The 11867-nt window shown below is 41.9% G+C and carries 12 protein-coding genes; 11 read left to right on the forward strand and 1 reads right to left on the reverse strand.

The window, feature by feature from the left end:
- Window positions 1-9: 9 nt before the first annotated feature.
- The 8 genes from DFR59_RS10255 (at window position 10) to DFR59_RS10290 (ending at window position 7444) form a co-directional block, all read left to right on the forward strand.
- Entirely contained in the window at window positions 10-450 is a 441-nt protein-coding gene (locus DFR59_RS10255; protein WP_114745521.1) for an FAS1-like dehydratase domain-containing protein, read from the forward strand.
- A gap of 13 nt (window positions 451-463) precedes the next feature.
- Window positions 464-856: a MaoC/PaaZ C-terminal domain-containing protein gene (locus DFR59_RS10260; protein ID WP_114745522.1), complete on the forward strand. Its 393-nt coding sequence runs from the start codon at window positions 464-466 to the stop codon at window positions 854-856.
- Window positions 857-865: 9 nt separating this feature from the next.
- Window positions 866-1669, forward strand: coding sequence for an SDR family NAD(P)-dependent oxidoreductase (locus DFR59_RS10265; RefSeq protein WP_114745563.1), 804 nt, complete (start codon window positions 866-868; stop codon window positions 1667-1669).
- Window positions 1669-2697, forward strand: a complete 1029-nt coding sequence (locus DFR59_RS10270; RefSeq protein ID WP_114745523.1) for a CaiB/BaiF CoA transferase family protein — start codon at window positions 1669-1671, stop codon at window positions 2695-2697. Before DFR59_RS10265 ends, DFR59_RS10270 begins: the two co-directional genes overlap by 1 nt.
- A 6-nt stretch (window positions 2698-2703) precedes the next feature.
- Entirely contained in the window at window positions 2704-4320 is a 1617-nt protein-coding gene (locus tag DFR59_RS10275; protein ID WP_114745524.1) for a long-chain fatty acid--CoA ligase, read from the forward strand.
- A gap of 22 nt (window positions 4321-4342) precedes the next feature.
- On the forward strand, window positions 4343-5908 hold the full coding sequence (locus tag DFR59_RS10280; RefSeq protein WP_114745525.1) for a fatty acid--CoA ligase: 1566 nt from the start codon (window positions 4343-4345) through the stop codon (window positions 5906-5908).
- 103 nt (window positions 5909-6011) lie between these two features.
- A complete protein-coding gene (locus DFR59_RS10285; protein WP_114745526.1) occupies window positions 6012-6812 on the forward strand; it encodes an MBL fold metallo-hydrolase in 801 nt (266 codons plus the stop codon).
- Between the two features lie 14 nt (window positions 6813-6826).
- Entirely contained in the window at window positions 6827-7444 is a 618-nt protein-coding gene (locus tag DFR59_RS10290) for a sterol desaturase family protein (protein ID WP_114745527.1), read from the forward strand.
- A gap of 2 nt (window positions 7445-7446) precedes the next feature.
- Here DFR59_RS10290 and DFR59_RS10295 read toward each other — a convergent pair whose 3' ends face one another.
- On the reverse strand, window positions 7447-8325 hold the full coding sequence (locus DFR59_RS10295; RefSeq protein WP_114745528.1) for a LysR family transcriptional regulator: 879 nt from the start codon (window positions 8323-8325) through the stop codon (window positions 7447-7449).
- Window positions 8326-8440: 115 nt separating this feature from the next.
- On the opposite strand from DFR59_RS10295, the gene DFR59_RS10300 reads away from it, so the two are divergent.
- From DFR59_RS10300 to DFR59_RS10310, 3 genes are all read left to right on the forward strand, one after another.
- Window positions 8441-9532: a citrate synthase/methylcitrate synthase gene (locus DFR59_RS10300; protein WP_114745529.1), complete on the forward strand. Its 1092-nt coding sequence runs from the start codon at window positions 8441-8443 to the stop codon at window positions 9530-9532.
- A 112-nt stretch (window positions 9533-9644) separates the two neighbouring features.
- Window positions 9645-10811, forward strand: coding sequence for a M20 family metallopeptidase (locus DFR59_RS10305; protein WP_114745530.1), 1167 nt, complete (start codon window positions 9645-9647; stop codon window positions 10809-10811).
- 157 nt (window positions 10812-10968) lie between these two features.
- Window positions 10969-11778, forward strand: coding sequence for an MFS transporter (locus tag DFR59_RS10310; RefSeq protein ID WP_114745531.1), 810 nt, complete (start codon window positions 10969-10971; stop codon window positions 11776-11778).
- The last annotated feature ends 89 nt before the right edge of the window (window positions 11779-11867 follow it).

Genomic DNA, 11867 nt, shown 5'->3' on the forward strand with positions numbered 1-11867 from the left:
GGTGCAGCCATGAAAGCGTTTGTAGATAAGGCAGGTTTGAAAACCCAGGAATTCAGCTTCACCATTGAAAGGGGAAAGATTAAAGAATTTGTTCAGGCTATCGGCGATCGAAATCCCATTTACCACGAATTAACTGCTGCTTTGGAACAAGGCTACGAAGATATTCCCATTCCGCCGACTTTTGCTACAGTCATAGAAATGTGGGCAGGGCTGGATTTTGAAAAATTAATTGAACTGCTTCAGTTGAATCCTTTGAATGTGCTGCATGGAGAGCAGGAATATGAATATATGAAAACAATCTGTGCAGGTGAAGTCATCTCCGGTCAGATGGAAGTGGTGAAACATGTCCAAAAAGGGAATATGGACTTTTTTAAACTTGAGACGGTCTTTCGGAATTCAACTGGATTAATAGCAATGATAAGCCGTTCGACTGTCATCGAACGTCATTAGGAGGTACCAGTACATGAAAAAAGAATTGCCGGCAATTATTAAAACCCCCCTCACCCATTCACAATTGGTGAAGTATGCGGGAGCCTCCGGAGATTTCAATCCCATCCATACAGTTGTGCCCGTTGCTCAAGAAGCAGGATTAAAGGACTGCATTGCACATGGAATGCTAATCATGGGGATGGCGGGTGAAGCCATTTGTACATGGTTTCCAAGGGAATCTTTAAGGAAGTTTCAAGTCAGATTTCAAAAAATGACCTTTCCGGGAGAAAAGCTCTCAATCAGTGGTAGAATCCTTGGAGAAGAGACTGTTGAAAAAGAAACGTATCTCCTCGGTGAAGTTGCTGCGATAAATGATGAAGGAGAAATGAAGCTGAAAGGCACATTTCGAGTTAAAAAAGAGGAGTGATTTAATTTGATGGAAAATCAAGTTGCCATTATTACTGGGTCAGGCAGAGGGGTAGGAAAAGCATGTGCTATGCAAATGGCACAAGCAGGAGCAAAGGTCATCATTTCTGATCTGGATGAAGCCCCAGCTGTAGAAGCGGTCGAGGAAATCAGGGCCAAGGGTGGTGAAGCAGCTTATTTCGCCGGGGATGTGACTGCTCCTGAATTTGCCAAAGAGTTGATGCATTTTGCTGTCGAAACCTATGGTGGGATAGATGTCCTGGTAAACAATGCAGGCTATACATGGGATGGAATGATCCACAAAATGTCTGATGAGCAATTTCAAGCGATGATTGACATCCATTTAATGGCGCCATTCAGACTCATTCGCGAGGCATCTCCTTACTTCAGGGATGCAGGGAAAAAGGATAAGGAACAAGGCATAGAAAAGTATCGGAAAATCGTCAATGTTTCTTCTGTCGCCGGAGTGATGGGCAACGTGGGCCAAGCAAATTATTCATCAGCAAAAGCTGGTTTAATCGGCCTTACCAAAACAGTTGCGCGTGAATGGGGTGCTTATAATGTGAATTGCAATGCTGTGGCATTTGGGCTGATCGACACTCGGTTGACACAGAGCAAGGAAAAAGGGGAAACCGTCAATGGCTCTGCTGTAGGCATTCCTGAAAAGGTCAGGGCTATGTTTGAAAAATCCATTCCACAAGGAAGAGCCGGAACTGCAGAAGAAGCCGCTCAAGCAATCTTTTATTTAGCTTCCCCGCTGTCCAATTATACAAATGGCCAGGTCCTTCATATTAACGGAGGATGGTATACGTGATGTTAAAAGGGTATCGGATACTGGATTTTTCCTTTTATCTTCCGGGCCCATATGCTTCGAAAAGACTTGCTGAAATGGGGGCTGAAGTCATTAAAGTGGAGCCGCCTGAAGGAGATCCTGCCAGATCACTTGGGGGTGGCCATGTCTTCACTGCCAATAACCGCGGCAAAAAAAGCATCCAGGTTGATTTGAAAAACAAAGATGAAATAGAGAGATTAAAAGAATTGATTACAGGCACCGATGTCATACTGGAAAGCTTCCGTCCAGGAATCCTGGACCGATTTGGACTAGGGTATGAGTCAGTGAAAAGGATAAAGAAAGATATCATTTATTGCTCTTTGAGAGGATACAGCACGGTAAGTGAACGGAGGCATCAGGGAAGCCATGATTTGAATTATCTGGCATTAAGCGGTCTTCTTTCACAAATGGCCGATTTAGAAAATGCCCCTATACATCCGACCCTAACATTAGCGGATCAGATTGGTGGAATAAAAGCTTCTGAATCGATTATTGCTGCACTCCTGCACAAAGAGCGGACCGGTGTGGGGGCAAACATTGAGGTCTCTATTTTAGATGCAGCGATTGACTTGATGAATAATCATTTTCAATATTTCCATAACAGTAAAAGGGATAATGGAATTCCTGAATTAGATGGTTTGAATCCCAGATATGCGATCTATGAAACTCTTGATAATCGCCATATGGTTTTGGCTGCCTTAGAGGATAAGTTCTGGTCAAACTTCTGCAAAGGCATGAAATTGTCTTCTTTTGACCTTGCACAACGAGAAATGAAAGACATATTTCGTATGAAAACATTTGAAGAATGGACAAGGTTTGGCATCCTCCACGATTGCTGCCTGACACCTGTCCTTTCCATAGAGGAGGTGTATTCGCAGCAAATTCAAAACTCAACGGATGCTGGCGGTATTACTTTATCATCATTGAACCCTTTTCCCAGTTTGGGGGAGCACAATGAATTATTACTGGGGGAATCATTTTTTCAGGAACAATTAAAAAAGGGGGAATAGAATCAAATGATGAATACGCCATTACTTCTTACTTCATTTATTCACCGAGCAGAAAAGTATTTTCCTCAAAAACAAATCATCTCAAGAACACTATCCGGCATACAGCGCTTTACTTATTCAGACTTTGTCAAAAGGACCAGGCGGCTTTCGAGTTCATTAGAGAAGATTGGCATGGAGCCTGGCATTAAAGTAGGGACATTTGCTTGGAATCATCACCAGCACTTGGAAGCCTATTTTGCCGTACCTTGCAGCGGTGCAGTCCTCCATATGGTCAATATTCGCTTGTCTCCCGAACATCTAGTCTATGTCATCAATCATGCAGAAGATAAAATCCTATTGATTGATGAAGATCTCGTACCTGTCATTGAAAAGGTCCGTGATCAATTGCATACAGTCGAAACATTCGTCATTATGTCTGATGAAAGATCTCTTCCCGAAACCACACTTTCTCCTGTCTACTCTTATGAAGAACTGATTGAACAAGGTGATGAGAATTATGCCTTTAAAGAAGATTTAGATGAAAATTCTCCGGCAGGAATGTGCTATACATCTGCCACTACCGGTAATCCAAAAGGAGTCGTATATTCCCACAGGGGGATTTATCTCCATAGTATGGCTATAGGATTGGCAGATACACTTGCTCTTTCCGAACGGGATGTCACAATGCCTGTAGTCCCGATGTTCCACGCAAATGCATGGGGGCTTCCATTCGCCTCTGTATGGTTTGGAGCCACGCAGGTCCTACCTGGTCCAGGCATGACACCGGCAATTATCGCAAAATTGATCCAGGATGAAAAAGTGACGTTTACAGCCGGAGTCCCTACAATTTGGCTTGGGCTTTTAAAGGAACTTGAAATGAACGACTATAATATTAGCAGTCTTCGTGCATTGATCTGTGGTGGTGCTGCAGCCCCAAAAAGTGTCATCAGGGCTTTTGAACAAACCCACAAAGTGCCTTTTATTCATGGATATGGGATGACTGAAACTAGTCCGGTAGCTACATTATCCACGATCACCAGCAGCATGGAGGGTGCAGTGGGGGAAGAATTGATTGATATCCGCGCCAAACAAGGGCTCGTTGTGCCAGGACTTGAAATTAAGGTCATCAATGAAAAGGGCGAGGTGCCTTGGGACGGAAATACAATGGGTGAATTGATTATCAGGGGGCCATGGGTCGCGGATGAGTATTATCGCGATGAAAGGAGCAAGTCCACTTTCAAGGATGGCTGGCTTTATACCGGGGACATTGCAACAATCAATGAACAAGGGTGCATTAAGATTACAGATCGGACGAAAGATCTCATTAAAAGCGGGGGTGAATGGATTTCTTCAGTCGATCTTGAAAATGCACTTATGTCCCATGAAGGAGTATTCGAAGCAGCCGTTATCGCTGTCCCTCATCCCAAATGGCAGGAACGGCCACTTGCATGTGTGGTATTGAAGGACGCCTATAAAGATTCAGTAAGCAAACAAGAATTATTGGACTATCTTGCTCCCCAATTCGCCAAGTGGTGGATACCGGACGATCTTCTATTTATGCAGGAAATACCAAAAACTTCTGTAGGGAAGTTTTTGAAACGCGCGTTGAGGGAACGTCTTCAGGAACATTTCATAAACCTATAAATTGAGATGGAGTGTGTTGAGAATGTACGTAACCATAGGAAATGTCTTTGAACAATCAGTCAATCGATATCCCCATAAAGAAGCATTGGTCGATCTAACATTAAATAAACGATGGACCTTCCAACAATGGAATGAAGATGTCAACCGAACCGCGAATGCATTAATGGATAACGGAGTGCGAAAGGGGGACCGGGTATCGACATTTTTGTGCAATGGGAGCGAACTGGCCATTCTTTACTTTGCATGTGCAAAAATTGGAGCCATAGTGAACCCGATAAATTTCCGTTTGAAGACAGAAGAAGTTGCTTTCATATTAAATGATGCCAAACCAAAGATCCTTTTATTTGAGAAAAGTCTATCGCAGCAAGTCCATGGGCTGCATGAACAATTCCCGGAAACATTATTCTGGTCCATCCATGAGGAAACATTGCCCTATGCCCGCTGCTTCTGGGATTGCATTTCTGATAAACCGACAGTATTGGCGCCTCAAGAGGTTGCTGAAAATGATATCTATGCCATTATGTATACCAGCGGTACAACTGGAAGGCCAAAAGGGGTATTGCACAGACACCGGGATATGATTGAACAAAGTTTGACTTGCATCGCAGTAAAGCAGATCCGTCCAAAAGATATCGGTTTGGTTGCAGCTCCGATGTTTCACTGTGCAGAGCTGCATTGCTGCTTTCTTCCTCGAGTGCATGTCGGGGCCAAAAATGTCATCATTCATCACTTTGAACCGAAAGAAGTACTTAAAACAATATCCGATGAAAAGATCTCTACATTTTTTGGGGCACCCACAATGTGGAATATGCTCCTTCAAGAAGATTTGTCCGAAACAGAATTATCTTCATTAAGGATCGGTTTATACGGAGCCGCACCAATGGCGCCCGTCCTTGTTACTGCAGTAAGGGAAAAGCTTGGGATAAACTTGATTCAAGCGTATGGCCAGACGGAGATGGGGCCAGCTGTCAGCTTCCTATTAGAAGATGAACAGATACACAAAGCAGGATCTGCCGGCAAGGCTTGCTATAATCATGAGATTCGTATTGTTAAGCCAAATGAAGATGGACCTTCTGAGCCTGAGGACATTTTACCTGCTGGAGCAGTCGGGGAAATCATCGTAAGGGGTCCATCCATGATGGCTGGTTATTTCAATCGGGAGGAAGCCTCCGAAAAAGCTCTTTTTAAAGGTTGGTATCATACAGGAGACCTTGGCTATATGGATACAGACGGCTATTTGTTCATAGCTGATCGGGTGGATGACATGGTCATAAGCGGCGGAGAAAATATCTATCCGAGGGAAGTGGAAGATTTCCTGTTTGAACATGAAGGAGTCCTGGATGCTGCTGTCCTGGGTGCACCTCATGAGAAATGGGGGGAGGAGGTCGTTGCATTTATTGTAAAAAAAGAACCTTCCCTTACAGCAGAAATCCTTGATGCTTTTTGTAAAGGAAGTGCCAAGCTTGCAGATTATAAACGACCAAGGAAATATTATTTCGTCGACCAGCTGCCTCGGAATGCCAGTGGAAAAATTCAAAAGTTTTTATTGAAGAGCAGCCTTAAAGAAATAGACACACCAGTCAATTGATTTTTGATTGCCGGCATCTGAAAAAGTTTGATGCCGGTCAATTTCCTTGATTCACAGCAAGACCATCAATTTGACTAATATACAAATACAAGGATGAAATAAAATGATGAGAATTAAGCAGCATGATGAAATCATTCAAGCAGAAATGAAAGTCACTTTTGCCAAGCAATCTCTCTATGTCAATCTGTATTTAATCGACGGGATTTTAGTGGATACGGGTCCGTCGTCTAAGACGAATGAGTTGATTCCGGTACTGAAAAGCTGGGATTATGACCAAGTCATATTGACTCACTATCACGAAGACCATTCAGGATTGGCGCCATGGATACAAAAAAACAGGGAGGTGCCCATTTTTATTCACGAGCAGGGCATTGAACTTTGTACTAAAAGAGCGAATCTCCCATTCTATCGCAAGGTTTTTTGGGGAGGTCGAAAGGCATTCATTCCCAAAATTTTACCGGAAAGGCTAAACGGAAGGAAATATGAATGGGAATTCATTCATTCGCCAGGGCATTCTCCTGACCATATTGCTCTTTATAATCAAGAAAACGGCTGGATGTTCGGAGGGGATTTATATGTTTTAGGGAAGCCCAAGAGCTTATTTGCATTTGAGGATGCTTCAATCTTAATGGGGTCCATACAAAAGGTATTGGAATATGATTTTGAAACATATATTTGTTCCCATGCAGGAATCTTTAAGGATGGAAAGAAGATGCTCCAAAGAAAGCTGGATTATCTTGAAGAGGTGAAAGGAAAGGTTGAATTACTTCAAAAGAAGGGAAGTTCTCAAAGGGAAATCACCAAGACTTTGTTTCCTAAGAAGCATGCCCTGAATTATTTATCAATGTTCGAGAATTCCCCTTCCTACTTAGTGAGGTCCTTCTTTCAGCAAAATAATGAATAGAGAGGAAAAAGAGTATGAAAAAAGTGTATAAAGATTTTTTTCTTCATACAGAAATAGCTATTTTGATGGTGATAACCATTAGTTTGATTGGTGCCTCTTTATGGAGAGGGTTAACCTTTTGGCATTTCTTGTTTTTTGCTGCTGGTTTAGTAGTATTCATGTTCAGCGAATATTTGACCCATCGATTTGTTTTCCATTTGAAAGCGCCGAAACATCCCTTTCTTTTAAAATTATTAAAAAGGCTTCACTATGATCATCACGTATATCCAAATGATCTTCATTTATTGTTTCTGCCGATTTGGTACAGCCTTCCGAGTATGGTTGCCTTATCTGCGATCTTCTATGGACTGCACAATGAATGGTTTCATACATTCTCTTTTTCAGCTGGTCTGCTTTCTATGCTATTGATTTATGAATGGACTCACTATGTTGCTCATACACCGTTAAAACCTAAAACCAAATTTGGAAAATGGCTGAAGAAAGTTCATATACTGCACCATTATAAAAACGAAAATTATTGGTTTGGGGTTTCCACTCCTTTTGTAGATGTTCTTTTTGGCACCTTAAAGGATGAAAAGGATGTTGAAATGAGTGGGACAGCACGTGATCTTGAGAAAAAAACAGTTTCGTAGTTTTATATTCTGAATTGGGAAAGAAATTCAAGGAATTTCTTTTCTTTTGTGTGTTCATATTTTCGGATTGCATATGTTTTCGCTGTGGGCATCGGGATGACAGGGCAAGGGACTTCTAAGAGTCTGCCTTCCATCAATTCCCTTCTGACAGTAGAAGATGGGAGGAAGGAGACTCCGAGACCTTCTGTAATGAAACGCTTTGTTACATGAACTTGTGAAACTGTCATGGTCCGGATTCCGGTTACTTTAGTACGGAGAGATCTTAAAAGAGAATCCCAATAATCCGGATGATTATGGGTCATCAGATGATGTGATGAAAGAAGTTCTACGGCATCCAATGGCGGTGCGGTCTCACTGTCTTTACCGTCATGGGGAACAACAAAAATGACAGGGTCTTCAAATAAAAGAGAGCAGGTTAAATCAGAATTTTGGACTTGCAGACAGCTTAATCCTAAATCTACTTCTCCATGCTCGACAGCAGATTCAATTCCTGCAGATTCCACAATTTTTACGCTTATCTCTACTTCGGGATGAGATTTCATGAATTGCTTCAAAACGAATGGAAGAATAGTATCTGCGATTAATGGGGAAATGCCAAGCATTAAGGATTGAGAATAGCCTTGTTTGATGCGATGTACATTTGCAAGTCCGTTCTCATATTCTTTCAACAATGTTTTTGCAGAAGGAAGAAATTGTTTGCCTTCTTCTGTAAGAAGGATGTTCCTGCCTTTTCTTTGAAAAAGAGAACATCCTAATTCTTCTTCGAGCAATTTAATATGTATCGTGACAGAAGGTTGAGAAATGAATAATTCTTCCGCAGTTTTCCGGAAATTTTCATGTTTTGCGGCAGTTATGAATGTATGTATCCATTTGAAATCCACTTTGAACAGCCCCTCTTAATCAATTAATCTTATTAATTAAAAAGTTAAAAAATATTTAATTTTTTTAAATCATTATACCATATATACTAAATTTAGAAGAAAGGGGAGATAAGGAATGAATCAAGGTTTAAAAGGGATAGTGGCCGCACAGACGGCTATCAGTTATATTGACGGAAACAAAGGTCATTTGGTTTACAGGGGATTTGATGCAAAAAAAATTGCGCTTGAATTTTCTTTTGAGGAAGCGGCCTACCTGTTATGGTATGGGCAAAAACCAAATCAAGCCCAACTGGCAGATTTGGCCGATGCATTGAAAAGCCATCGTACTCTGCCTGGCTATTTAATGGATATTATCGACACCCTTCCCCAGGACATGGACTTAATGGGGGTCATCCGTACGGCTGTTTCAGCGCTCGGGGATGCCTCGTTTGAATGGATGCCAACAACCGAGCAAGCCATTAAACTAACCGGTATCATTCCTTCCATCATTGCCTATAGAAAGCGAAAATTAGCCAATAAACCGTATGTTGCACCAAATGAGGAATTGAATCATGTAGCCAATTATTTATATATGCTGACAGGGGAAATGCCGCTTCCAGCTCATATCAGTGCACTTGAAACCTATATGATCCTTACATTGGAACATGGGATGAACGCCTCGACATTTTCTGCCAGGGTAACGATTTCAACCGAATCAGACATGGCATCAGCAGTTACTTCTGCAATCGGCACGATGAAGGGCCCTCTTCATGGAGGAGCGCCATCAGGAGTCACTCAAATGTTGAATGATATTAAATCAGAGGAACGTGCAGAAAAATGGCTGAGGGAGAAAATTGAGAACGGAGAGCGTTTAATGGGCTTCGGGCATCGTGTCTATAAAACCACGGACCCGAGAGCAGAAGCATTGAGGGAAAAAGCCATGGAAGTTTCCGGACAGGATAAATGGCTGGACCTGGCTTTGCATGTTGAAAAACTGGCCGCTAAACTGCTGGCAGAATATAAACCTGGAAGGAACTTATACGCGAATGTAGAATTTTATGCAGCGGCGGTCATGAGGGCGATCGATATGGATGACGCACTCTTTACACCGACATTTACTGCCAGCCGTGTTGTAGGCTGGTCGGCACATGTAATCGAACAGGCAGAACATAATACAATATTCCGCCCGAATTCAGAATACATCGGCCACCTTCCTGAATTTGAATAGTAAGAAAGCCGACTTTAATTAGTCGGCTTTCTTAATGTGAATATTAATTCGATTGAAATTAATAATTATAAGGTCTATAATCAAGGAGAATAATAGGGATGGAGGGCTTTCGATGAAACAAAAATTAATAGAATTGATAGATTCATACAAAAGTGATTTTTATGGAATAAGTGAATATATTTTTCAAAACCCTGAATTAGGTGATCAGGAATATAAGTCTTCAGCCAAACTAATGGAGTACTTGAAAAGTCATGGCTTTAATATAGAAGAGAATATAGTGGGAAGGCCCACGGCTTTTAAAGCCGAATTCGACAGCGGGAAGCCAGGGGCTGTCGTTGCATATTTATGCGAATACGACGCTCTTCCTGAGATCGGTCATGGGTGCGGGCATAACATGATTGGAACCATGAGCATGGCTGCTGGTATCATGTTAAGCAAGGTGGTTAACGAAACGGGAGGTAAGGTCATCGTACTTGGTACTCCGGCAGAAGAAACAAATGGAGCGAAAGTGCCTATGGCCGAACAAGGTATCTTTGATGGAATCGACGCCGCCATGATGGTGCATCCGTCTGGACTTTCATACAAAAGCGGAAATTCATTGGCGATGGATGCTATCCAATTTGAATACCATGGCAAGACTTCTCATGCTGCAGCATCACCGGAAAAAGGCATCAATGCATTAGATGCCGTTCTCATGCTATTCAATGGGATCAATGCCATGCGTCAGCAGGTCAGACAAGATGTGAGAATGCATGGCATCATTAAAGATGGGGGAGTTGCAGCCAATGTAATTCCTGATTATGCATGTGCGCAATTTTATTTCAGGGCAAAGGACAGGGAATATCTGAATGAGATTGTTGAAAGGGTCAAAAATATCGCTAAAGGTGCAGAAAGCATGACGGGTGCAAAGCTTGAAATCAGCAATTATGAATTAAGCTACGATGATATGATCACCAATCAGCAGCTTTCAGAGGCTTTTACAAAAAATATGGAATTAGCTGGTGCGGAGGATGTACAGCCTGCAAGCAAAAACCTTGGTTCCTTGGACATGGGAAATGTAAGCCACGTTGTGCCTGCCATACATCCCTATATTGGATTAGGTAAAGCGGATTTAATCGGGCATACGAGGGAGTTGGCGGATTTAACAGTTTCCGAGCAAGGAAGAAAAGCATTGATTCAAGGAACTACGGCCCTTGCACTGACTGGATACGACCTTCTTTCGGATGACAGCTTGCTAAAAGAAGTGAAAGAAGAGTTCAATAATAGTGTACATGCTTAATTGGTATAATCATTGGAAAACCCACATCTTATCTGTGGGTTTTTTCGAGCTGTAAAACGCATAGGCAGACAACAATTGATTTTCATATTTATTATTTCAAAAATATAGAGTAGTATTTCTAGTAGACTATTAAAGGAAAATTACTGGAGGATACAGCATGAATGGGAACAAGAAACAAACAATCTTCACCATGCAGATCTTTTATCTGCTTACTTTTTTTGGGGTGGGGAGCCTTTTTCCGCTTTTAAGTGTTTATTTGAGCGGAACAGAACATTTAGATGGGGTCCAGATTGGGACAATCATGTCAGTCGGACCGATAATGATGATATTTTTCCAACCTTTGTGGGGCATCATTTGTGATATCACGAATGCCCCAACTAAAGTATTAACCGGGACTACTGTCATTGCCGGAGTATTCGCTCTTGGGTACATAATGTTTCATCAATACATCCTTATTCTATTGGTTGCGGTGTGCATTGCCATTTTTCAAAGCGCCATCATTCCTGTTTCTGATTCGATTTCGCTTAAATATACAAGCAAAGTCAACTACAATTATGGAAATATAAGACTGTTCGGTTCACTTGGGTTTGGAATTGCCGTTTTTATTATGGGAAGACTCTCTGAAGGATTTATTGGCCCAAAGATCATCTTTTTTTCATTTCTGATTTCCTTGGCAGCATCTTCTTTGCTTGCTCTTAACTTTCCAAAAGAAAAGGCGGCCGCAAAAATCGACTTAAAGAAAGGGATCAAAGAGCTGTTTTCACATAAAAAATTTGTTTTATTCCTGATTGTGACGTTTATGATTTTCGGACCGAATCTAGCGAACAATGTTTACTTTGGTTTGTTTGTAAAGGAATCAGGGGGGAGCTACAGTGGTATCGGCATTGCCTTTTTAATCGCGGTTCTTTCAGAAGTTCCGTTCATGAGGCTGGCAGGCGGTGCAATTAGGAAGTGGGGGCTGCCATAGCCATCAAGTTAACCATTTTTCAGGTTTTTCTAAACGATTGAGCGGGAATCCACTCGCTTTCCGCGGACGAACTGGCAAGCCTCCTCGCT

The sequence above is a fragment of the Falsibacillus pallidus genome, assembly GCF_003350505.1.
Classification (GTDB): domain Bacteria; phylum Bacillota; class Bacilli; order Bacillales; family DSM-25281; genus Falsibacillus; species Falsibacillus pallidus.